The organism is Aeromicrobium sp. CTD01-1L150 (assembly GCF_041951745.1).
In the GTDB taxonomy this organism is placed as follows: domain Bacteria; phylum Actinomycetota; class Actinomycetes; order Propionibacteriales; family Nocardioidaceae; genus Aeromicrobium.
This window is the reverse complement of the sequence record NZ_CP169555.1, coordinates 3,819,711-3,840,902: the sequence shown is the minus strand read 5'-3', so window position 1 is coordinate 3,840,902 and position 21,192 is coordinate 3,819,711. Positions and strand designations below refer to the sequence as shown.

Annotated in this window: 21 protein-coding genes; 10 read left to right on the top strand and 11 right to left on the bottom strand. The window is 69.3% G+C overall.

Going from position 1 to position 21,192, the window contains the following annotated elements; genetic code table 11:
* Positions 1-42: 42 nt before the first annotated feature.
* The 4 genes from ACEVFP_RS19010 to ACEVFP_RS18995 are packed head-to-tail and all read left to right on the top strand — an operon-like array spanning position 43 to position 3,525.
* Complete coding sequence (locus ACEVFP_RS19010; RefSeq protein WP_375001092.1) at positions 43-867, top strand: ABC transporter permease; 825 nt, start codon at positions 43-45, stop codon at positions 865-867.
* Positions 864-1,640, top strand: a complete 777-nt coding sequence (locus tag ACEVFP_RS19005) for an ABC transporter permease (RefSeq protein ID WP_375001091.1) — start codon at positions 864-866, stop codon at positions 1,638-1,640. Before ACEVFP_RS19010 ends, ACEVFP_RS19005 begins: the two co-directional genes overlap by 4 nt.
* 2 nt (positions 1,641-1,642) lie before the next feature.
* Positions 1,643-2,515: an ABC transporter ATP-binding protein gene (locus tag ACEVFP_RS19000; RefSeq protein ID WP_375001090.1), complete on the top strand. Its 873-nt coding sequence runs from the start codon at positions 1,643-1,645 to the stop codon at positions 2,513-2,515.
* Between the two features lie 41 nt (positions 2,516-2,556).
* Entirely contained in the window at positions 2,557-3,525 is a 969-nt protein-coding gene (locus ACEVFP_RS18995; RefSeq protein WP_375001089.1) for an ABC transporter substrate-binding protein, read from the top strand.
* Positions 3,526-3,611: 86 nt separating this feature from the next.
* On the opposite strand, the gene ACEVFP_RS18990 is transcribed toward ACEVFP_RS18995, so the two are convergent.
* On the bottom strand, positions 3,612-4,037 hold the full coding sequence (locus ACEVFP_RS18990; protein ID WP_375001088.1) for a MarR family winged helix-turn-helix transcriptional regulator: 426 nt from the start codon (positions 4,035-4,037) through the stop codon (positions 3,612-3,614).
* Between the two features lie 69 nt (positions 4,038-4,106).
* Between ACEVFP_RS18990 and ACEVFP_RS18985 the strand changes: the two genes are divergently transcribed.
* From ACEVFP_RS18985 to ACEVFP_RS18965, 5 genes are read left to right on the top strand one after another with little or no spacing between them, the layout of a single operon-like run.
* The gene (locus ACEVFP_RS18985; RefSeq protein ID WP_375001087.1) at positions 4,107-5,672 is read left to right on the top strand and encodes a long-chain fatty acid--CoA ligase; all 1,566 of its coding nucleotides are present in this window, start codon (positions 4,107-4,109) and stop codon (positions 5,670-5,672) included.
* Complete coding sequence (locus ACEVFP_RS18980) at positions 5,669-6,463, top strand: crotonase/enoyl-CoA hydratase family protein (RefSeq protein WP_375001086.1); 795 nt, start codon at positions 5,669-5,671, stop codon at positions 6,461-6,463. Before ACEVFP_RS18985 ends, ACEVFP_RS18980 begins: the two co-directional genes overlap by 4 nt.
* The gene (locus ACEVFP_RS18975) at positions 6,460-8,463 is read left to right on the top strand and encodes an acetoacetate--CoA ligase (RefSeq protein WP_375001085.1); all 2,004 of its coding nucleotides are present in this window, start codon (positions 6,460-6,462) and stop codon (positions 8,461-8,463) included. The genes ACEVFP_RS18980 and ACEVFP_RS18975 overlap by 4 nt, the downstream gene beginning before the upstream one ends.
* Entirely contained in the window at positions 8,460-9,392 is a 933-nt protein-coding gene (locus ACEVFP_RS18970; RefSeq protein ID WP_375001084.1) for a 3-hydroxyacyl-CoA dehydrogenase NAD-binding domain-containing protein, read from the top strand. Before ACEVFP_RS18975 ends, ACEVFP_RS18970 begins: the two co-directional genes overlap by 4 nt.
* A 32-nt stretch (positions 9,393-9,424) precedes the next feature.
* Positions 9,425-10,309 carry an amidohydrolase family protein gene (locus ACEVFP_RS18965; RefSeq protein ID WP_375001083.1) on the top strand — a complete coding sequence of 295 codons (885 nt, stop codon included), beginning with the start codon at positions 9,425-9,427 and terminating at the stop codon, positions 10,307-10,309.
* 1 nt (position 10,310) lies between these two features.
* Here the strand turns inward: ACEVFP_RS18965 and ACEVFP_RS18960 are convergent, their stop codons facing one another.
* Both ACEVFP_RS18960 and ACEVFP_RS18955 read right to left on the bottom strand, forming a co-directional pair.
* Positions 10,311-10,433 carry a hypothetical protein gene (locus ACEVFP_RS18960; protein WP_375001082.1) on the bottom strand — a complete coding sequence of 41 codons (123 nt, stop codon included), beginning with the start codon at positions 10,431-10,433 and terminating at the stop codon, positions 10,311-10,313.
* A 46-nt stretch (positions 10,434-10,479) separates the two neighbouring features.
* Entirely contained in the window at positions 10,480-11,511 is a 1,032-nt protein-coding gene (locus tag ACEVFP_RS18955) for an amidohydrolase family protein (protein WP_375001081.1), read from the bottom strand.
* 142 nt (positions 11,512-11,653) lie between these two features.
* Between ACEVFP_RS18955 and ACEVFP_RS18950 the strand changes: the two genes are divergently transcribed.
* Positions 11,654-12,607: an ABC transporter substrate-binding protein gene (locus ACEVFP_RS18950; RefSeq protein ID WP_375001080.1), complete on the top strand. Its 954-nt coding sequence runs from the start codon at positions 11,654-11,656 to the stop codon at positions 12,605-12,607.
* Between the two features lie 110 nt (positions 12,608-12,717).
* On the opposite strand, the gene ACEVFP_RS18945 is transcribed toward ACEVFP_RS18950, so the two are convergent.
* The 8 genes from ACEVFP_RS18945 to ACEVFP_RS18910 all read right to left on the bottom strand — a co-directional run bounded on the left by ACEVFP_RS18945 (position 12,718) and on the right by ACEVFP_RS18910 (position 21,009).
* On the bottom strand, positions 12,718-13,140 hold the full coding sequence (locus ACEVFP_RS18945; RefSeq protein WP_375001079.1) for an aconitase X swivel domain-containing protein: 423 nt from the start codon (positions 13,138-13,140) through the stop codon (positions 12,718-12,720).
* The gene (locus ACEVFP_RS18940; RefSeq protein ID WP_375001078.1) at positions 13,137-14,417 is read right to left on the bottom strand and encodes an aconitase X; all 1,281 of its coding nucleotides are present in this window, start codon (positions 14,415-14,417) and stop codon (positions 13,137-13,139) included. The genes ACEVFP_RS18945 and ACEVFP_RS18940 overlap by 4 nt, the downstream gene beginning before the upstream one ends.
* Before the next feature lie 9 nt (positions 14,418-14,426).
* Positions 14,427-15,716, bottom strand: coding sequence for an FAD-dependent oxidoreductase (locus ACEVFP_RS18935; RefSeq protein WP_375001077.1), 1,290 nt, complete (start codon positions 15,714-15,716; stop codon positions 14,427-14,429).
* Complete coding sequence (locus tag ACEVFP_RS18930) at positions 15,697-17,406, bottom strand: dihydroxy-acid dehydratase (RefSeq protein WP_375001076.1); 1,710 nt, start codon at positions 17,404-17,406, stop codon at positions 15,697-15,699. The genes ACEVFP_RS18935 and ACEVFP_RS18930 overlap by 20 nt, the downstream gene beginning before the upstream one ends.
* Positions 17,403-18,197, bottom strand: a complete 795-nt coding sequence (locus tag ACEVFP_RS18925) for an ABC transporter permease (protein ID WP_375001075.1) — start codon at positions 18,195-18,197, stop codon at positions 17,403-17,405. The genes ACEVFP_RS18930 and ACEVFP_RS18925 overlap by 4 nt, the downstream gene beginning before the upstream one ends.
* Positions 18,194-19,030 carry an ABC transporter ATP-binding protein gene (locus tag ACEVFP_RS18920; RefSeq protein ID WP_375001074.1) on the bottom strand — a complete coding sequence of 279 codons (837 nt, stop codon included), beginning with the start codon at positions 19,028-19,030 and terminating at the stop codon, positions 18,194-18,196. The genes ACEVFP_RS18925 and ACEVFP_RS18920 overlap by 4 nt, the downstream gene beginning before the upstream one ends.
* Before the next feature lie 38 nt (positions 19,031-19,068).
* On the bottom strand, positions 19,069-20,121 hold the full coding sequence (locus tag ACEVFP_RS18915; RefSeq protein WP_375001073.1) for an ABC transporter substrate-binding protein: 1,053 nt from the start codon (positions 20,119-20,121) through the stop codon (positions 19,069-19,071).
* A gap of 72 nt (positions 20,122-20,193) precedes the next feature.
* A complete protein-coding gene (locus ACEVFP_RS18910; RefSeq protein ID WP_375001072.1) occupies positions 20,194-21,009 on the bottom strand; it encodes an IclR family transcriptional regulator in 816 nt (271 codons plus the stop codon).
* Positions 21,010-21,192: the final 183 nt, after the last annotated feature.

Below are 21,192 nucleotides of genomic sequence, written 5' to 3'. Positions count from 1 at the left end.
ACAGAGCGCACAAGCGTTCGCTGAGCGAACCTTCGGAGCTATATGTCAGCCACGACGACGGCCCCGCCGCCGACGACCTCCGGCAGAGCTCGGCGGTGGCAGGGCGGCGCCGCGAGCCGAGGCCTTCTCGGGCTCGGGCTCTTCCTGCTGGTGCTCGAGCTCGTCCCCCGCACCGGCCTGGTCAACCAGGCCTACCTCCCGCCGTTCAGTGCGATGGTCTCCGCGCTGGCCGACCAGCTCGCCACCGGGGCCTTCTGGACCGCGTTGCTGGAGACCATCCGGGGCTGGGCACTCGGCCTCTCCATCGCGACGATCGCCGGCGTCACCGTCGGGGTGATCATCGGCAGCATCGCGTGGCTCCGTGACGCCACCGCCTCGACGATCGAGTTCCTGCGTCCCATCCCGTCGGTCGCGCTGATCCCTCTGGCCGTGCTGCTGTTCGGCACGGACATGCGCGCGACCTTGATCCTGGTGGTCTACGCCTCCTTCTGGCAGGTGCTCGTCCAGGTGCTCTACGGGGTGCAGGACGTGGACCCGGTCGCGCAGGAGACGGCGAAGTCCTACCGCTTCAGCCTCCTGACCCAGGTGCGCACCGTCATCTGGCCCACCGCGCTGCCCTACGTCATGACCGGGTTCCGCCTCGCGGCGTCGGTCGCCCTCATCCTGGAGATCACCGGTGAGCTCATCATCGGCACCCCGGGTCTGGGGCGACAGATCGGCATCGCGCAGTCATCCGGCGCCGTCGAGATCATGTACGCGCTCGTGATCGTCACGGGCCTGCTCGGCGTCGCCATGAACGTCCTGGCCCGCACCGCCGAGAAACGAGTCCTGCGCTGGCACCCGTCCGTCCGGAGGGAGAACCCGTGACCGAGATCGCCCGCAAGGTCGCACTGGCTGTCGCTCTGCCGATCATTCTCATCGCCACGTGGTGGTTCGCCACCGCCAACAGCACCAGCTTCTTCTGGCCTCCGCTCTCGCAGATCGTGGAGGTCTTCCCCCGCACCTGGTTCGAGGGCCGGTTCACCGCCGACGTCGTCCCCAGCGTCGTCCGGCTGCTCATCGGCTACTCGATCGCGCTCGTGCTCGGCATCGGCGTCGGTCTCGCGGTCGGCTCCTCCCGGATCCTGCGTGAGACGGCCGAGCCGGTCCTGGAGTTCCTGCGTGCCGTGCCGCCGCCGGTCCTCGTCCCGGTCATCATGCTCTTCGCCGGCATCGGTGACGGCATGAAGGTCTCGGTGATCGCCTTCGGCTGCATCTGGCCGATCCTGCTCAACACGGTCGAGGGGGTGCGGGGCGTCGACGAGGTCCTCTCCGACACGGCCCGGACCTACCGGCTGGGCACCACCACGCGGGTGCGCTCGCTCGTGCTCCGCGCGGCCAGCCCCCAGATCATGGCCGGCGCCCGGCAGGCGCTCAGCGTCGGCATCATCCTCATGGTCATCAGCGAGATGTTCGCGGCGAGCAACGGGCTGGGGTTCACCACGGTCCAGTTCCAGCGCAGCTTCGCGATCCCCGAGATGTGGACCGGCATCATCCTGCTCGGCCTCATCGGCGTCGTGCTCGCGATGGTGTTCCGCATCGTCGAACGACGCGTACTGTCCTGGTACCTCGGTCTGCGGACCGTTCAGCGGAAGGGTTGACCATGTCTACCACCACACCCGCCCACCGTCCGGAGGAACGCATGACGTCCAGCAGCGAGACCCCGAGCGGGGGCCGCAATGGTGCCCCCGGGGGCGAGCCGATGCTCGCGGTGAAGCACCTCAAGAAGACGTACGTCGGCAAGGACCGCTCGGTCCAGGCCATCGAGGACTTGGACTTTCGGGTCGATCCCGGTGAGCTGGTGTGCGTCGTCGGCCCGTCCGGTGCCGGCAAGACCACGCTGCTGCGCTGCATCGCCGGACTGCTGGACGTCACCGAGGGCGAGGTCGTGCTCGAGGGCAGGCCGGTCACCGCACCACCCGAGGGCATGGCGGTGGTCTTCCAGGAGTACGGGCGCAGCCTGTTCCCGTGGATGACGGTGCGCCAGAACGTCGAGCTTCCGCTCAAGGAGAAGAAGCTCCCCTCGCCGGAGCGCAAGAGGCTCGTCGAGGAGGCGCTCGACGCGGTGCACCTCTCCGACTCCCACGACTCCTACCCGTGGCAGCTCTCCGGCGGCATGCAGCAGCGCGTCGCCATCGCCCGCGCCGTGGCCTACGAGCCGCAGGTGCTCATCATGGACGAGCCGTTCGCGGCGGTCGACGCCCAGACGCGCGCCGACCTCGAGGACCTCGTCCGTGAGCTCTGGAAGCGGCTCGGGGTGACGGTCCTGTTCGTCACCCACGACATCGACGAGGCCGTCTACCTCGGCCAGCGCGTCCTGGTCCTGTCGAACCGACCCACCGTGATCCTCGAGGACGTCGCCGTGGACCTGCCGCCCGAGCGCGACCAGCTCAGCACCCGGTCGCTGCCGCGCTTCGCTGAGCTCCGCACCCACGTGTACTCCCGCATCCAGGAAGCCAAGCGCGGCCTCCGCTGACCTCGTCGCGCCCCCAGCACCCCCACCACCGAAGGACACCCATGAAGCCCCGCAGACTCCTCGCAGCCACCGCTGCAGCCGCCGCCCTGACCTCGGTTCTCGCCGCCTGCGCAGGCTCGGACTCCGACAGCGCCGACGACGGTGACGTCCAGGAGGTGACGGTCGGGGCCCTGCCCATCCTGGACGTCGCCGCGTTCCACGTCGGTCTCCAGGAGGGCCTGTTCGAGGAGGAGGGGCTCGACGTCACGGTCGAGAACGCCCAGGGCGGAGCGGCCATCATCCCGGCCGTCCTGCAGGGTGACACCCCGATCGGCTTCAGCAACGTGACCTCGTTGCTGATCGCCAAGAGCCGCGGACTCCCGATCCAGATCATCGCTCCCGCCTCGGCCTCGACCGGCGAGGTCGGCGAGGACTTTGCCGCCGTGGTCGTCCCCGACGACAGCGACATCGAGTCCGCCGCCGACCTGGCTGGCGCGACGGTCGGCATCAACACCCTCAACAACATCTCCGACACGGTGATCCGGGAGACCGTGCGCGCCGACGGCGGGGACGAGGACGCCGTCGAGTTCGTGGAGATGGCCTTCCCGGACATGCCCGCCGCACTGGAAGCCGGCAACGTCGACGCCGTCTTCGTCGTCGAGCCCTTCCTCTCCATCACGCGCGGCGCCGGCGCCAAGCCGGTCACCTGGCCCTACGCCGAGGCGGTGGAGGACCTCGAGGTCGCGGTCTTCTTCACCTCCGAGCAGACTGCCCAGTCCGATCCGGATCTGATCGAGCGCTTCACCCGCGCGATGGTCGCGTCGCAGGAGCTCGCGTCCTCCGACGATGAGCTGCTGCGCGCCATCGCGACGACCTACACCGAGATCGACGAGGCGTTGCTGGAGGAGCTGACCTTCCCGAAGTTCACCTCCGAGGTGAACGAGGAGTCCGCACAGGGCCTGGCCGACCTCGGCCAGCAGGATGGGCTCTTCGAGGAGGAGCCCGACCTGGACGCGCTCTTCGGGCGCTGACTCCGCCGAGCCCGCAGTGGGCCCATCCTCCGCAACCCCGGGGGCGGGCCCACCGCGTTGCGGTGGCGACCTGCCCTCTCGGAGACTCAGTCGGAGAGGGCCGCGCGGCTGGCGTTGAGTGCCTTGCGGAAGCCGGCCACCTGGCTCGGGCTGAGCGCGGAGACCATCTTGGCCTCCAGGGCGGCGACGGCCTCGGCCTGCTCGGCGAGGAGACGTTCGCCGGCGTCGGTGAGAGTGATGTGCACGCGACGACGGTCGTTCGTGGCCCGCTCCCGGGAGATGAGCCCGCGACGCTCCAACGCCGCGACGAGGTCCGACGTCGACTGCGTGGTGACGAAGGAGTTGCGGGCCAGCTGGGCAGCGGTCATGTCGTGCCCGCGCTGCAGGACGGTGAGCGCCGTGTACTGGAGCGCGGTGATGCCGGCCGGGCGCAACAGGTCGTCGAGGTGGGAACGCACCGCGAGCTCCACCTGCTTGACGGCATAGAGCAGCGACGGCTGGGTCTCGGTCATGTGGAAACTCTAATGGCTTGTCAATCGACAGGAAACCTGTCAATCTTGTGACGGCGAGAGGAGAGTGACATGGGACTGTTCGAACGGCGAGGCAACCTCGGGGTCGGCACCTGGCCGGCGCGCCGGGCACGCATCAGCCCGGACGCCGTCGCGCTCGTCCAGGGGGAGCGCTCACTCACGTACACCGAGCTCGCGGGGCGTGCCGCCCGGCTCGCCGCCGTGCTCTCTGACCGCGGCGTCTCCCGGGGTGAGCGGATCGCCTACCTGGGCACCAACGACATCCGCACCTTTGAGACCTTCTTCGCGGCCGGGCTGCTCGGTGCGATCCTGGCGCCGTTGAACACGCGGCTCGCCCCCGCCGAGGTCGCGCACATGCTGCGGGACAGCGGCAGTCGGGTCCTGGTGGTCGGCCACGGGGTGGACGACCTGGCGGCATCGGTGATGAAGCTCGACCACGCCGTCGAATCGGTCCTCGCACTGCCGGGGGTCGAGGCAGGAGACGCCGCGACGGACGACTACGAGATGCTCGTCGAGCAGGCCGAACCCTTCGAGGACCTGATCGACGTGGGCCTCGACGACCCGGCGTTGCTCCTGTACACCTCGGGCACGACCGGGCGTCCCAAGGCAGCCGTCCTGACCCACGGCAGCCTCACGTGGAACACCTTCAACCAGCTCGGTCACATCGACTTCGTGAGCACGGACCGCATCCTGTGCTTCGCGCCCCTCTTCCACGCCGTCGGGTTCGGCCAGTCCACCCTCGCCACCCTCTTCAAGGGCGGCACGGTGGAGATGCTGGCCGGCTTCGACGCCGGCGCGGTGCTGCGCACCATCGGGGAACACCGTGTCACCGGCATGGCGGTCGTGCCCACGATGCTGCAGATGATGGTCGAGCACCCCGACTGGGACGACGCCGACCTGTCCTCCCTGCGCTACGTCAACTACGGCGGCTCCCCGGCCACCGAGCGCATCAGCCGGGCGTGGCAGGAGCGAGGGGTCGTGCTGCAGCAGGGTTACGGCATGACCGAGGCCGCCCCCGGCGTCTACATGGCGCCGCGCGAGGGCAGCCAGGACAAGCCGGTCTCCGTCGGGGTGCCCCACTTCTTCACCGACGTCGCGATGCTCCAGGACGATCGAGCCGTCCCGGTGGGGCCCGAGCAGCGCGAGCTCCTCGTGCGTGGTCCCCACCTGTTCGACGGCTACTGGAACCAGCCTGACGCGAGCGCCGAGACGGTCGTCGAGGGCAGCTGGTTCCGCAGCGGCGACATCCTGCGCGTCGACGACGACGGCTGGGCCCACGTGGTCGACCGGGTCAAGGACGTCATCATCTCCGGCGGGGAGAACATCTACCCCGCCGAGGTCGAGGCAGCGCTCACCGAGCTCGCGTCGATCCGTTCCGCCGCGGTCGTCGCTCGTCCCGACGAGCGATGGGGCGAGGTCGGCGTCGCCTTCCTCGAGCGAGCCGCCGGATCGTCGGTGACCGAGGACGAGGTGCGAGTGCACCTCGCCGGACGGCTCGCCCGCTACAAGACCCCCGCGCAGATCGTCTTCGTCGACGACCTGCCACGCAACGCGTCGGGCAAGGTGCTCCGCGTCGATCTGCGCCGCCGGGTGCAGGCAGAAGGGACCACTTCATGAACGAGCCCCATCTCCCGACGTCGATCGTCACCGATCGGCACGGCGACGTCCTCGTCGTGCGTCTTGCCCGGGCTCAGAAGCGCAACGCCCTCGACGACGCGACGGTGCTCGGGCTCGAGCGGCTCTTCACGTCGCCACCCTCGTGGGCGCGTTCGGCGGTCCTCGATGCCGAGGGTGACCACTTCTGCGCCGGCCTCGACCTCTCGGAGCTGGCCGAGCGCGACACCGTCGAGGGTCTGCACCACTCCCGGATGTGGCACGCCGCCTTCGCCCGGATCGAGCGGGGCCGCCTGCCCGTCGTCGCGGTCCTGCGTGGCGCGGTGATCGGCGGCGGGCTCGAGCTCGCGAGCGCGTGCCACGTGCGGGTGGCGGAGCCGTCGGCCTACTTCGCGCTCCCGGAGGGCCAGCGAGGACTGTTCGTGGGCGGCGGCGCGTCGGTGCGAGTGCCCAGGCTCATCGGCACCCACCGGATGACGGACATGATGCTCACCGGCCGGGTGTACGACGCCGAGGAGGGCCATCGTGTCGGCTTCAGCCAGTATCTCGTCGAGACCGACGACGGGTACAAGCGCGCGCTCGAGCTGGCGGAGAAGATGGCGACCGTCTCACCGGTGACGACCTACGGGGTCATCCACGCGCTGCCGCGCATCGGGGAGGCCGACCCGGACCAGGGCTTCTTCATCGAGTCCCTCATGGCCGCGGTGGCCGGCGGCAGCGACGAGGCGAAGACTCTCATGCGCGAGTTCCTCGACGGACGGGGGTCGCGAGTCCGCGGGGAAGGTGAGGCATGACCGCCAGAGACGTCGGCGGCGCCGATGTCACGGCGCCGGTCGAGGTCGGGACCGTGACGTGGCAGCCGGCGCACGACTGGCGCAGCACGACCCGCATCGGCGCGTTCGTGCAGTGGCTCGAGCGCGAACGGGGCGTGCGGGTCCAGGACTGGTCGGACCTCTGGGGATGGTCGGTCGAGGACCTCGGCGGCTTCTGGTCCGCGGTGTGGGAGTTCTTCGGCGTCGAGTCGGACACCCCTCCGGGAACGGCGCTCGCCCGGGAGGCGATGCCCGGCGCCGAGTGGTTCCCCGGAGCCTCGATCAACTACGCGCGTCACGCCCTCACCGGGCACGACGTGGACCCGCACGAGACGGCGATCATCGGCCACTCCCAGACCAGGCAGCAGCAGGAGCTGACCTGGGCCGAGCTGCGCGACGACGTCGCTCGCGCTCGTGCTGGCCTGCAGCGGCTGGGTGTCGGTCGTGGTGACCGCGTCTGTGCCTACCTGCCGAACATCCCCGAGACCGTGGTCGCCTACCTGGCCACCGTGAGTCTGGGGGCCGTGTGGGCGTCCTGTGCCCCGGAGCTCGGACCGCGCAGCGTCGTCGACCGGCTCGGCCAGATCGATCCGACGGTGCTCCTGGTCGTCGACGGCTACACCTACGGCGACCGACGGGTGGACCGGACCGCCGAGGTCGAGGGGGTCCGACAGGCGCTGCCCGGCCTGCGGCACGTGGTCCACGTCCCCTACGGCGGAGCAGACCTGGACGGGGTCGTGACGTGGCACGAGCTGCTCGCAGAACCGGCCGAGCCGGGCTTCGAGCCGGTGCCCTTCGACCACCCGATGTGCGTGCTCTTCTCCTCCGGCACGACCGGCAAGCCCAAGGCGATCGTCCACTGCCACGGCGGGTTGGTCCTGGAGCACCTGAAGAACCATGCCCTGAGCTGGGACCTCGGCCCGGGCGACCGGCTGATGTGGTTCTCGACCACCACCTGGATGGTGTGGAACTCCCTCGTCTCGGGCCTGCTGGTGGGGTCGTCGATCGTGCTGGTCGACGGAAATCCCGCCCACCCGGACCTCGACCTGCAGTGGCGCCTGGCGGCCTCGACCCGATCCACGATGGTCGGGCTGAGCCCGGCGTTCATCATGGCCTCGCGACGCCACGGCGCCCGACCTGCCGAGGACCACGAGCTCTCCGCGCTGCGCCAGGTCGGAGCCGCCGGCAGCCCGTTGCCGGTGGAGGGCTATGCCTGGATCCGCGAGCAGCTGGGCCCGCGGGTGCTGCTCAACGTGGGCAGCGGGGGCACCGACGTGTGCGGTGGCATCGTCCAGGGCAGTCCCATGCAACCGGTCGTCGCCGGGGAGATCTCCGGCGCCTGCCTCGGTGTGGCCGCGTCCGCGTTCGACGAGGCCGGCAACCCGGTGGTCGGTGAGCTGGGAGAGCTGGTCATCACCCGTCCGATGCCCTCGATGCCGGTCGGCTTCTGGGGCGACGACGGCAGCAGGTACCGCGAGACGTACTTCGAGACCTACCCTGGCATCTGGCGCCATGGCGACTGGGTGCGGTTCTCGCCGTCTGGCTCGTGCGTCGTCGCGGGACGCTCCGATGCCACCTTGAACCGCGGTGGAGTCCGTCTCGGCACTGCGGAGTTCTACGACGTCCTCGCCGCGACGCAGGGGGTCGACGATGCACTCGTGGTCCACCTGGAGGACCCCGACGGCGGCAACGGGGAGCTGATCCTCTTCGTCGTCCCGGCCGAGGAACCCTTCGATGCTCTCCCCGAGCAGCTCGTCGTCGACATCCGTCGCGACCTGCGCACCGCGCTCTCGCCCCGGCACGTGCCCGACCGCATCGTGGCGGTGCCGGCCGTACCGGTCAACCGCACCGGCAAGAAGCTGGAGGTCCCGGTCAAGCGGCTTCTTCTCGGCGCCGAGCTCCAGGACGTCGTGGCCACTGACACGGTGGCGGACCCGGCGGTTTGGGAGCCGTTCGTCGCCCTCGCCCAGGAGGTTCGATGAGCCACGTCGCGGTGGTAGGGGCCGGCGTCATCGGGCGCGCCTGGGTGGTGCAGCTCGCCGCATACGGGGTTCGGGTGACGGTCAGCGACCCCGACCCGAAGGCCGCCACCCTGCTTGCGCGCGACGTCGAGCAGGCCCGCCCGGCGCTCTCGACGCTCGGCCTCGACGTGGCGGACTGGCACGATCGGGTGCAGGTCGTGGAATCGGTGGCCGAGGCGGTCGACGGCGCGCGGTTCGTCCAGGAGAGCGGGCCCGAGCGCGAGGACGTGCGCGCCGCCCTGTTCGGCGAGATCGACGAGGCCGCCCCCGCCGGGTCGCCGGTCGCGAGCAGCACGTCGACCATGCCGCCGAGCCGATTGGCCGCCCTGGCGCCGCTGCACCCGGAACGCTTCGTCGTGGGACACCCCTTCAACCCGGTCCATCTCGTGCCGCTCGTCGAGGTCGTCGGGTCCGACGTCACCTCGCCCGACGTCCTGGCGCGAGCGCTCGAGTTCTACCGCGAGGTCGGCAAGCGGCCGATCCACGTGCGTCGCGAGGTGCCCGGCCACCTCGCCAACCGACTGCAGGCCGCGCTCTGGCGGGAGGCCTACTCACTCGTGGAGCAGGGCGTCGCCTCCGTCGCCGACGTCGACGCAGCCATCGCCCACGGACCCGGCCTGCGTTGGGCGCTGCTGGGACCGTTGGCGAACCAGCACCTCTCCGGCGGCGAGGGTGGGCTGCGGCACGTGCTCGAGCACCTCGGCCCACCGACGCAGGAGCTCATGGACGACCTCGGCTCCGCGCGGCTCGACGACGCGCTGACCGACGCCCTCGTCAGCGGCGTCGACGCGGAGCTGGCCGGCATCGACCAGCACGCCATGAGCGCCGACCGCGACGCGCTGCTGGTCCACCTGCTCGCCGCAAAGTCACGCGCACAGCACCTGCCCTGAACCACCCACCCAAAGAACCCTCCGGAGGTCCCGTGTACGAGCCCGCGATCGACGTCGATGCCCTCGTGGCGATCGACGTCCACACCCACGTCGAGGCCGATGGCCACGGCCACTTCTCCCTCGACCAGGAGCTCCTGGACGCCTCGGCGGCCTACTTCAAGGCCGATGCGCTGCGTACCCCGACGATCGACCAGATCGCCGACCACTACCGGGAGCGTCGGATGGCCGCGGTGGTCTTCACCGTCGACGCCGAGCACGAGATGGGGCATCCGCCGCTGTCCAGCGAGGACATCGCCGAGGGGGCCGCACGGCACAACGATGTGCTCATCCCCTTCGGCTCGGTCGACCCCAGACGCGGTGAGGAGGCCGTCGAGCGGGCGCGCCGCCTCATCGGCGAGCACGGGGTCCGAGGCTTCAAGTTCCACCCCAGCCTGCAGGGGTTCCGGCCCGACGACGAGCGCTGGTACCCGCTCTATGAGGTGCTGCAGGAGGCCGGCATGGTGGCCCTGTTCCACACCGGCCAGACCGGCATCGGCGCCGGGCTCCCCGGCGGACGGGGCATCAAGCTGCGCTACTCCGACCCGATGCTCGTCGACGACGTCGCAGCCCACTTCCCCGGCCTCGACATCATCCTGGCCCACCCGTCGGTGCCGTGGGTCGACAGCAGCATCTCGATCGCCACCCACAAGGCCAATGTCTTCGTGGACCTCTCGGGCTGGCGGCCCAAGTACTTCCCGCCGCAGCTCGTGCGCCAGGTTGGCTCGCTGCTGCGCCACAAGGCCTTGTTCGGATCGGACTTCCCGGTCATCACCCCCGATCGGTGGATGGCCGACTTCGAGGATCTCGACCTCAAGCCGGAGGTGCGGCCGATGGTGCTGCGGGACAACGCTGCTCGGCTGCTGCGGCTCTCCTCCTGACTCAGCGGTCGACGTCCAGGAGCACGCTCTGGAAGCCGAGCTCGGGCATCCGCGTCGCCACCGGCTCGTCGCGGCTGCGTAGCGCGGTCGAGCCGTCCAGCATCGCGGTCAGTGCGGCCTGCACCGTCCCGCGGGCGAGGTGCTCGTCGAGCTGATGTGGGGACGGGTGATCAGAGCCCGAAGACGTGCTCCGCGGTGGTCTCGAAGAACTGCCTCTTGTCCTCGGTCGACCAGTCGGCGTCGGCGAACGTGTCGATCTCGCGCGGGTTCCACTGGTACGGGTAGTCCCAGGCGAACATGACTCGGTCGGCGCCCACGACGTCTCGTACGAACTCGGTCGCCGGCAGCCAGGCCATCCCACTCGTGGTGATCCAGATGTTGCGACGGAAGTACTCGCTCGGTCGTAGCTTGAGAGGCTTGATCGCCTCGTAGCGCTGTGATGCCACAGCGGTCTGGTGCATGAAGTCGATCCGCCACAACCAGAACGGGAGCGCCTCGCCGAGGTGGCCCACGACGAGCTTCAGGTCTGGAAACCGATCGAAGACACCTGAGGTGATGATGCGCAGGAGGTGGAGCCCGGTCTCGGCGGCGAAGCCGAAGACCGCTCCGTCGAGACCGGCTTCGAGGTACGGCCGGATCATCTGTTCCGAGGGGGTGTTCGGGTGAAGGTAGATCGGGGTGTCGTGAGCTTGAGCGGCTTCGAAGATCGGCCAGAAGTAGGGGTCGTCGAGGTAACGGCCCTGCGTGTGGGAGTTGATGATCACGCCCTTCAGGCCGAGGTCGGTCGAGCCACGGGAGATCTCGGCTGCGGCGGCTTCGGGGTCCTGGGGCGCGATGGCGGTCAGGCCCTCGAAGCGATCAGGTGTGACAGCGATCTCCTCCGCGAGCATGTCGTTGAGATCGCGCGCGAGCGGGACCGCGAGCTCACGGTCGAAGACCTGGACGCCAGGGCAGGTGACCGAGAGGATCTGCACGTCCACGCCGGCTTCGTCCATGGCGGCAAGCCGGGAGTCGTTGACGTCGGCGATCCGGTCGAAGAGCGCGCTCGCCCGCTCGCTGGAGCCGGAGTAGTAACCCCAGAGGCTGGCGAAACCGGGGTCGGGCGTGGTGTCGCTCGCCAACAGCTCGCGGTAGCGATCCAACAGCATCGGCGGTGCCCAGGCCTCCTCGACGGCGATCCGACGGTAAGGCAGGTCATTCATGATCGACTCCTCGGTGTGGTGGCGATCTCATCAGAACAACAATCAGGAAACCTGTCAATATCTCTGACTTCCTGCGAGCACTTGACTTCCGGTCCAATCGACAGGATTCTTGAACATTATCCCGATGTGAGAGAGGTCACCCATGAAGAAGTCAGCGGTCATCGCGCTCGGTGCCGTCGCTGCCGTTGTTCTCGCGGCATGCGGCTCGGGGGGTGGGAGCAGTGACGAGGAAGAGCTGCGCGAGGTCACGTTCGGGACACTGCCGATCCTGCCCAGCGGCGCGATCGTCATCGGCAAGGAGCAAGGATTCTTCGAGGATGAGGGCATCGACCTCACGATCGAGATGGCCCAAGGCGGCGCCGCGATCATTCCGGGCGTCATGTCGGGACAGCCGGAGTTCGGGACCAGCAACCCGGTGTCGTTGCTGACGGCGCGTGAGAAGGGGCTGCCGCTCAAGGTCCTGACGCACTGGTCGTCGGATGTTCCCCCGCCGGACCAGGGCATCAACGGGATCATCTCCCTGGAGGGCTCGGGCATCGACGAACCGGCAGACCTCGCGGGAAAGTCCATCGCCATCAACACCCTCAGATCCATCGGGGACCTGACGATCCGTGAGGTCGTCCGTGAGGCTGGCGGCGACCCGGACTCGATCGACTTCGTGGAGCTGGGCTTCCCGGACATGCCAGCCGCGCTCGAGTCGGAGAACGTCGACGCCGTGTGGGTGCCGGAGCCGTTCCTCACTGGTCTGCAGCAAGGCACAGGGCAGCTGGTCGGGTATACGAGCCAGCTTGCCGTGCCCGGCATGCCGATGCAGTACACGTTCACCAGCGAGGAGATCGTGGCCTCCGAGCCGGAGCTCGTCGAATCCATGACGGCGGCTCTGGAGAAGACCCTCGAGTACGCCGATGAGAATCCCGACGAGGTCCGGGTCGCGGCGGCCGAACTCACGGAGATCCCGCTCGAACAGCTCGAGGAGTCCGGGACGGAGGCGTTCGGCACCGACCTGCGACGTGACCAGATCACTCGCCTGGGAGAGTTGATGGCTATCGAGGGGTGGATCAGTGAGGCGCCGGACGTCGACGGGCTGCTCCCATAGTGGAGACCTCGTAGCGCCCCACCTCCTGGACGAGGAGCGCCGCGAGCGCAGCCATCAGATCCAGCGCAGCTTCATCGGCCGGCCGGCTGAATCCCGCAAGCCGGTCTCGATCAGGCCCGTTCCAGGATCCTGGCGATGCCGCGGTCGGCGTCGACCTCCACCAGGTCCCCGGTCCGGATCACCGAGACCGGATCGTGGTCGAGCTCGCTGATCGTCGGGACGCGGGTCACCACCGCGCCGAGGACCGCCTTGGTCGTCACCGTCGTGAACAGCATCGCTGCAGGCGCGGTGCCGAGCAGCCTCGTGCTCTGGAAGAAGCCCGACCATCCCGAGGACCCCTTGGCGCCCGGGAAGACGAGCACGGTGTCGGCGAAGCAGACGCCGGCCAAGGGGTGGCGTCGCTCGATGATCGTGCCGGTCGTGGGATCGATGCCGCCCCAGCCGGAGATCGTCTCGGGGGACACGAGGGCGCGCGCAGTGGCCACGCCCGGCACGATCGGTCGCCCGCGCAGCTCACGCACGTCATCGCTCATCGCAGATCGCCGTCCCAACGCCCGGTGAGGGCCGCCTCGACGCAGTCGCGAGTCGTACCGAACCAAGCCTCGATGTCGAGGATCGCCGGAAGGTAGTGGGCCTGCTTCGCGCTGTCCGTCGCGAACACCCGTGTCCCCTCGGGAGCGGTCAGGGACATCGCCGGGCACGAGTCCGTGAGCACCTGGCCGCCGGCTGCCCGGATGGCTGCTGTCACGCCGTTGCGGTCGGCGACGTCGCGCAGCGCCCGCGGCGCCATCACCCACAGGCGGGTCTCGGGGTGCAGGCGCCGTCCGTCGAGCAGCCGCGCGATCTCGGCCATCTGCTCGACGGAGGCATGGGGGCAGCCCAGCAGGACGAAGTCCACGTCGGTGCTCTCGCCCTGGTCGTTGAGGGTCTCGTACACCCGGGCACGGTCGGCGGCCGTGTAGCGGAAGACCTCCTCCGGTGCCCTGCCACCGAAGGCCTCCTCGTTCGTGCGGGCTTCCGGCGTCACGCCGGGCAGGTGGAACATCTCCACACCCCCGCTCGTGGCCATCGCCGCACCCAGGTGCTTGAGCTCGGTCAGCGTCGGCGTGGCCAGCGCACCGGTCAGCACCGGGCGCTGCTCTCCCACCAGCTCCCCGGCGAAGTAGCCGAGCATCCCCCAGTCGAGGAAGGAATCGACCTCCACCTCGGACTCGATGAGATGGGTGCCCAGTCGCTCCTCGTCCTGGTGGTTGCCCCAGCACGGGATGCGGCCCGTCAGGCCGGCTGAGCCGGTGGACGCCGTGCCCTCACAGTTCGTGCGGGCGCCGAGCACTGAGTTCGCGTAGATGACGGCCGAGGACTCCATCCATGCGACGTGCTCCCCGCGGGTCGGCAGGTTGCCGACCTGGTACGGCGTGCAGGTCGCCAGGATGTTGATCCCCTTGTCGGAGGCGAAGGCCTCGGCGTCGTCCTGCAGCTCCACCAGTTCAGAGCGGTAGGGCGAGACGGACAGCACCTCCTCGCCGAAGCCCTGCTGCAGCTGACAGGTCGGCACTCGCATGGGCGGGATGGTGAGGTCGTCGTCGCTGTCGAGGTTGATGACGGCGTAGGCCTTGTCCCACCCGTGCTCCTTGGCGATCACCGTCTTGGCCGGGGTGGGCTGGGTCGAGGTGCCGGCGACGTTCCGGACGTCGCACAGGGCCTCGGCCCCGAGTCCCTCCCCGTAGCGGATGAGCAGGTCCATCGCCGCTGCGACGGCGTCGCCCTCGGCGCCGTCGCGCATGGCTCGGTCGTGGTCGGTCAGATGCATGGATCCTCCTCAGGCCGTCACGTTGTGGGCGATCCGATCACGCAGGTCGGACCGGGAGATGTCGGACACCGCGCCCCCGTCAGCCAGGTCGAGGGCGTGTGCCGCAGCCTCGCCCATCGCGGCGCACGGACCCATGACCCGCACGCTGGACAGGGCGGCGGCGTCACCGTCGACGCACCGACCGGCGGCCAGCAGGTTCACGGCCCCTTCCGGGGTGATGCTCCGCAGCGGCACGTAGTGCACGTGGTCGGACTCGAAGACCTCCCACACGTACCCGTCGGGTCGGTCATGCAGCTCGATGGGCCACGCTGTGCGGGCGACGGCGTCGTCGAAGGTGTTCCCGTTCACGACGTCGTCGACGCTCAGCTGGTACTCCCCGGCGATCCACCGCGTCTGGCGGCGCCCGGGGAAGCCGTACAGCCGCACCGTCGCACGGCCGAAGGCATCGGGGAACTCGGCACGCAGGAAGTCCACGACGAGGTCGGCCTGGGCGCGGCCCTCGAGCTGCGCCCGGGAGGCCGCGACGGGCTCGAGGGGCGCCTCGACGTGGGTCATGTTCATGACGGCGGTGTTTCGCCCGGGGAAGAAGAAGGCCAGTCCGTCCTTGCGGACCAGGCCGTAGCTCTCGGCCTTGTCGTGCACGCGTTGGGCCAGCTCCTCGGGGGCCGGGGCGTGCTCAGGGTCCAGGTTCTCCAGACGCACCTGCTGCGATCCCCAGATGGTGCGCTCGGGGACACGGCAGTCCAGTCCGGCCTCCCAAGTGAGTGCGGCGTCCCCGGTGGCGTCGACGAAGGCGTCCGCCACCACCCGCAGCAGTCCGTACCTCGTCGCGAAGACGACGGCGCTGAGGTGGCCCCCGTCGTTCTCGACCGACAGGACGGAGGCGCTGGTGACTGCGTGGATCCGGTGATCCTGGACCTGTTCCTCCATCCAGCGCCCCACGGCGACCTCGTCGTAGTTCACCGTCATGGTGTGCCGACGGTTGTAGGAGACATCGCCACTGGACTCCAGGTCGGCGAACATGTCGGTGAAGATTCCATGAGTGAGCTGCTGGTAGTCCGGCCCGTTCCCGAAGACACCGCAGAACAGGCCGATGAGGGAGTTGGCGCACTGCCCCCCGAGCACCGGCAGGGCGTCGACGAGGGCCACTCTGCGGCCGAGGCGAGCCGAGGTCAGTGCGGCCGACATGCCCGAGATGCCGGCACCGACGACGCACACGTCGGCTCGCAGCTCCTCGACCGGTGGCTCCGCGGACCGTCGGACGGTCCGGACGTTCAGGTCACTGAGTGCGTGCGGCATGCAGGGAGGTCCTCTCATCGGTGGTGGACTGGGACCGGCCCAGGACGGCGCCCTCTGACAAGGGGCCGACGGTCGCGGCGTAGGCCGCGAGCCATGGTGTGGATTCCCGCCGCTCACGGGCAGGCAGGTCGCTGGAGCGATCCCGGAGCTCGACGTCGACGCGGTGGGACCGCAGGTCGACGGTGATGGTGTCTCCATCGCGGACCTGTGCGAGCGGTCCGCCCTCGCCGGCCTCGGGCTTGACCTCACCGACGACGATCCCGGCGTTCACCAGCCCGGAGAGCTGGCCGTCGGTGATGACGGTGACCTGGCCGGTGAGCCCGGCGCCGTCGATGGCGAACACGACGTTGGAGGCCATCCCCATCCCGGGTGTTCCCACGGGGCCGAGGCCCCGCACGACGAGCATGCTGCCGGGCGGTACGTCACCCGCGTGGATGGCGGTGATCGCCGTCGCGGCGTCGTCGTGGACGACGGCCGGCCCCTCGGCCCGGTCAGCGCGGGCGTCGGTGACCGAAAGCTTCACGATGGCGCCGTCCGGAGCGAGCGAGCCCCGCAGGATGCGGATCGTCGCGTGCGGGCCCCGGGGGTCTGTGAGTGGGCGGATCACTTCCGGGTCGAGATCCTCCAGCCGGTCGACGACGCTGCCGACCTCCTCGCCGGTCACGGTCGTGACTTCCCGGTCGACGACAGGCCCGAGCTGGTGCAGAACGCCCCAAGCTCCGCCGGCGGCATCGAAGGCCTCGATCGTGTCGGGACCGTTGGGACGGACGGCCGAGAGCGGTCGCACGGTCTCGCCGAGCTCGCCGAACAGCTCACCGACGTCGAGTCCCAGCTCGAGCTCCGCGACGACGGCCTGCAGGTGCTTGACGGCGTTGATCGAGCCACTCACCGCCAGGACCGCCGCCACGGCGTTGCGCACGGCACCCTCGGTCATGATGCGACGTGGCCGACGGTCGTGCTCGAGGGCCTGGAGCACCGTCGATGCGGAGTCGTGAACCGTCTGCCACATCCGGGAGCTGTTGGCGGCCACGGGGGCGGCACCCGGGACCGTCATGCCCAGTGCCTCGGCCACCACGTGCATCGTGTTGGCCGTACCCATGCCGGTGCAGACACCGGGGCCGGCGATGGCGCGGTCCGCCATGCTGCAGAGGTCCTCGACCGACATCGCCCCGGACGCCACGTGCCCGGCCTTGAGGAAGACCTCCTCGATGTCGACGGGGGAGCCGTCGTCGGCGCGTCCGCACGGCTGGTAGCCGCAGGGCACGATCACGGTGGGGACGTCGAGACGGGCCGCGGCCATCAGCTGGCCGGGTGTGGTCTTGTCGCAGGACGCGAGGCAGATCATGGCGTCGAGCTGGCCACCTTCCACGGCGGCCTCGATGTCGGCCGTCACGAGGTCGCGGCTGGACAGGACGTACCCGCCGGCGGCTCCCGCGGCCATGATGAAGTCGGTGGGCGCGACGGTTCGGACCTCAAAACCCACGGCACCCAGACCCGCGAGCCGCTGGCAGGTGGCCGTCGCGATCTGGTCGAGGTGGCTGAAGCATGGCGCGAGCTTGGACGAGGAGTTCACGACGGCGATCTTGGGTCCGCTGATCTGGTCGTCGGTCAGCCCGAGGGCCTTCCACTGGGCTCGTCGGGTGGCCCAGCGGGGGCTCCCGACGGGGAAGTTGCTGCGGTACGTGCTCACGCGGTCTCCTTGCGGGCGTAGACGGACTCGTGCCACGGGATGACGAGTCGCTTGCAGGAGCTGACGATGAAGAACAAGGTCAGGCCGATCGCGGCCAGCAGGATGATGACTGCGAAGAGCCCGGGAGCGTCCAGCTCGTTCAGGCTGCGCACGATCATGTAGCCGAGACCCTCGTTGCCGCCGAGGTACTCCCCGACGATCGTGCCGATGATGGCCAGGACGATGGCCGTCTCCATGCCCGCGAAGACGAAGGGCATCATGCTCTTGCCCTCGAGGTGCCTGAAGGTCTGCCAGCGGCTTGCGCTGATGCTCTTCATGACGTCACGATGGCCGCGCTCCACGGACCGGACTCCGAGCTGCACGTTCAGCATGACCGGGAAGAAGGCCAGCAGTGCGGCGATGACGACCTTCGTGGTCATGCCGAACCCGAACCAGATGACGAACAGGGGGATGAGGGCCACCTTGGGCACCACCTCCATCGCGATGATGAGGGGGCGCAGGCTGATCTCGAGCAAGGGGATCTTGCCGAGCAGGACGCCGACGACGATGCCGGCGAAGACGCCGATCGTGAAGCCCAGCAGGATCTCGGTGAGAGTGACCCGGACGTTCACCCAGGTGCCTGCATCCATGACGACCTGGCCGAGGCTCTCGGCCACCACGGTCGGTGCCGGCAGCAGCAGTGGGGAGATGCCGCGCAGGCGCACCACGGCCTCCCAGATGCCGAAGAACACCAGCAGCACGGCAGGTGTGCTGATCCAGGGCAGGATCGTGATCAGACGACGACGGCTCATGCGTGTTCCTCCTCCATCAGGGCCGAGCGGAGGCTGGCGACGACGTGCGTGAAGGCCGGGCTGGTCTGGACCTCATAGGCGCGGGGCCGCCCTGCCTCCACGGGCACGATCTGCTCGATCCGGCCCGGTCGGGGTGTCAGGTGGACGACGCGGTCACCGAGGAAGGCGGCCTCGTCGATGTCGTGCGTGACGAACACGACGGTGGCGCGGGTCGCGAGGGCGATGCGCTGGATCTCCAGGTTCATCCGGTCGCGCGTCATCGCGTCGAGAGCACCGAACGGCTCGTCCATGAGTAGCAGCTCCGGGTCGTCGCTCAGGGCTCGGGCGATGGCTGCTCTCTGACGCATCCCGCCGGACAGCTCGCGCGGGTAGTTGTCGACGAAGGCCCCTAGTCCCACCAGCTCGGCGAGCTCGAGGGCCCGTGCGCGGCGCTTGCGCCTGCCCACCCCCCTCAGCTTGAGCGGGAGCGCGATGTTGTCTGCGATGTCGTACCAGGGGAAGAGGTTGGCGTCCTGGAAGACGACCCCCAGGTTCCGGATGACACTGCTGTCGACGTTCGTGCCTATCCACAGCGGGCGGCCGCCGATGCAGACGTCGCCGGAGGTGGGGGGCACCAGCCCCGCCATGATGCGCAGCAGCGTCGTCTTCCCACAGCCGGAACGGCCGATCAGAGAGACGAACTCCTCCTTCTCGATCTCGAGGTCGATGCCGGACAGCGCCTGCACCGTGCCCTGTTCGGTCTTGTACTGCTTGTCGAGGCCGGTGATCGAGATCTCCGGGCTCGGGTGGCTCGCGGCGTTCGGTGGGCCGGTCGCCGGCAGATCGACGGTCATCGTGGTTCCTCCCGGGTCGGGGTGGGGCTGTCTCGGCATCAGGCGAGGAGGTCGTTGGAGACCCAGGCCGACGGATCCTGGCCCGCGCGGAGCATGCCCGCCCCGACGAGCTGCTCGTAGGCCTCGGACCAGTACGCGGTGTCGGTGGTCATGAGCTCGGACTGGCCGTCGCGGGTCCACAGGATGCGGGCCTGCTCCAGAGCATCTCGGGCGATGGAGTCGTCATCGAGTGCGGCAAAGGAGTGCTTGGTGCGCATGGTCTCGATCGAGGCCTGCAGGTCGTCGTCGTCCACGATGCTCTGGCAGGCGTTGTCGATGGCGGTCAGGTACTTCGTGATCATCTCGCCGTGCTCGTCGATGGACGAGGTCGTCGCTGCGTACACCTGGGAGTCGGCGCGGATGCTGAAGCCCGGGTCGAAGACGGCCGCCTCGCCCGGGTACTGCTTCATGGCCGTGAGCGCCTGGTCGATGCTGACCATGTACCCGGCGATGTCGCCACGCTTCACGAGCTCGAAGGTCCCTGGTCCCAGGCCGACGACCTGCCGTTCCACCTCTTTGGGGTCGAAGCCGTCGGTGTCCATCATGAGCGACAGGGTCTTGTCGCTCGTCCCGCCCTCGGAGGGGATGCCCATCTTGACGCCGCGGAAGTCCGCCGGCGAGCTCAGGGGCTGGTCCTGGTGGTAGAGGATCCGGATGGAAGAGCCACGCACGAGGGTCGCCACGTTGACCAGTGGCTGGCCGTCGGCGGCCGCGGTCATGACGTCGATGGCGCCGATCCGGGTCAAGGGAGCACGTCCCGCGACGAGGGTCTGGATGGCCTGGGGGGACCCCTTGGTGGTCTGGAAGGTCACGGCCAGGCCCTGGTCGGCGAAGTATCCGCCGGCGTCGGCCATGAGCTCGGGCGACATCGAGAGTGACTCCATGGGGAGGTAGCTCAGAAACGTGAAGCCCTTCCCGGAAGCGGTCTCGGCGCCGCGGGCGCACGCGCCGAGACTGCCGAGGGCCGCGACACCCACGGCCACGCCGAATGCGCTCTTCATCAGGGTCCTGCGGGACAGACCGTCGTGGGACGGGTGCGAGGTGACGACCATGGGGGCCTCCTGTGCTCTGGGTCACAGGGGACTATCCGGGGTTCCTCTCGACGTCCCAAGCCGTGTTTTCATTCAGTGGGAGGAATCCTCGGTGTCTCTGCTGTTCGCGGTGGTCGACCAGAAGCGTCGTCGGGCGGGTGCCGGTGTGGGGGTTGCGCTGAAGCGGGAGATGCTGGATGCGCTGGTCTGGACAGCCTGGGCCAGCGAGTGCTCGTGCCGTTGGGCCACCGGCACGTTCACCGACAGAGCCGCGACGACGGCGCCCTCGGAGTCTGTGATCGGCGCGGCCACGGAGACGGCGTCGGGATTCACCTGGCGATCGGCGATGGCGAATCGGTGAGTGCGGATGTCGGCGAGCAGCCGTCGGATCGTGCGGGGGTCGGTCTCGGTGTGCGGGGTGAAGCGCCGCCACGGCTGGTCGAGGTACTTCTCCTGCACAGCCGGTTCCGCATGGGCCAGGAGCACCAGCCCGACGGCCGTGACGTGAAGCGGGTAGCGGCTACCCACCTCGGGCCTCGGGTACTGGTGGCCCGAGGGGGTGAGGCGCTCGATGAACAGTGCGTCGAGTCCGTCACGCACGGCGAGGTGGACAGGACTGTCGGTGACCTCGAGCAGGTCGTGCATGAAGGGCAGTGCCAGACGCTGGATGCCGACGGATCGCGGTGCGTGCGAGGCGATCTCCCACAGACGCAAGCCCACGTGGTAGTCCCGACCGTGACGCTCCAGCAGTCCTGCTCCGGTGAGCGCGGTGAGGATGCGGTGGCAGGTCGAGAGCGGAATCTGGCTGAGCCGGCTGACCTGACTGGCGTTGAGGCGATCCTCGTGGTTGAACGTCTCGAGGATCTCCACGACCCGATCGACGACACCCTTGCCATCATCGGAGCGCATGTCTGTGGGCGTGCTCAGCGAGTCAGGCGCGGGGCTTGACGCCGACGCCGGTGACGTGGTCGATGGCCCGTTCCAGGGCGGCCTCGCCCTCCGGGCTCTGGAGGTATCCGGCGACGGTCGTGGACATGGGGCGGTCCTTTCGTGACGTGTGACCACCGTACGCCCGCCATCCGGCCAGGGGCG

Bases quoted from the DNA above. Each gene is read 5' to 3' on its own strand.
- ACEVFP_RS19010 (WP_375001092.1), top strand. From the start codon at position 43: ATGTCAGCCACGACGACGGCCCCGCCGCCGACGACCTCCGGCAGAGCT.
- ACEVFP_RS19000 (WP_375001090.1), top strand. From the start codon at position 1,643: ATGTCTACCACCACACCCGCCCACCGTCCGGAGGAACGCATGACGTCC.
- ACEVFP_RS18995 (WP_375001089.1), top strand. From the start codon at position 2,557: ATGAAGCCCCGCAGACTCCTCGCAGCCACCGCTGCAGCCGCCGCCCTG.
- ACEVFP_RS18990 (WP_375001088.1), bottom strand. From the start codon at position 4,037: ATGACCGAGACCCAGCCGTCGCTGCTCTATGCCGTCAAGCAGGTGGAG.
- ACEVFP_RS18985 (WP_375001087.1), top strand. From the start codon at position 4,107: ATGGGACTGTTCGAACGGCGAGGCAACCTCGGGGTCGGCACCTGGCCG.
- ACEVFP_RS18980 (WP_375001086.1), top strand. From the start codon at position 5,669: ATGAACGAGCCCCATCTCCCGACGTCGATCGTCACCGATCGGCACGGC.
- ACEVFP_RS18975 (WP_375001085.1), top strand. From the start codon at position 6,460: ATGACCGCCAGAGACGTCGGCGGCGCCGATGTCACGGCGCCGGTCGAG.
- ACEVFP_RS18970 (WP_375001084.1), top strand. From the start codon at position 8,460: ATGAGCCACGTCGCGGTGGTAGGGGCCGGCGTCATCGGGCGCGCCTGG.
- ACEVFP_RS18955 (WP_375001081.1), bottom strand. From the start codon at position 11,511: ATGAATGACCTGCCTTACCGTCGGATCGCCGTCGAGGAGGCCTGGGCA.
- ACEVFP_RS18950 (WP_375001080.1), top strand. From the start codon at position 11,654: ATGAAGAAGTCAGCGGTCATCGCGCTCGGTGCCGTCGCTGCCGTTGTT.
- ACEVFP_RS18945 (WP_375001079.1), bottom strand. From the start codon at position 13,140: ATGAGCGATGACGTGCGTGAGCTGCGCGGGCGACCGATCGTGCCGGGC.
- ACEVFP_RS18940 (WP_375001078.1), bottom strand. From the start codon at position 14,417: ATGCATCTGACCGACCACGACCGAGCCATGCGCGACGGCGCCGAGGGC.
- ACEVFP_RS18935 (WP_375001077.1), bottom strand. From the start codon at position 15,716: ATGCCGCACGCACTCAGTGACCTGAACGTCCGGACCGTCCGACGGTCC.
- ACEVFP_RS18925 (WP_375001075.1), bottom strand. From the start codon at position 18,197: ATGAGCCGTCGTCGTCTGATCACGATCCTGCCCTGGATCAGCACACCT.
- ACEVFP_RS18920 (WP_375001074.1), bottom strand. From the start codon at position 19,030: ATGACCGTCGATCTGCCGGCGACCGGCCCACCGAACGCCGCGAGCCAC.
- ACEVFP_RS18915 (WP_375001073.1), bottom strand. From the start codon at position 20,121: ATGGTCGTCACCTCGCACCCGTCCCACGACGGTCTGTCCCGCAGGACC.
- ACEVFP_RS18910 (WP_375001072.1), bottom strand. From the start codon at position 21,009: ATGCGCTCCGATGATGGCAAGGGTGTCGTCGATCGGGTCGTGGAGATC.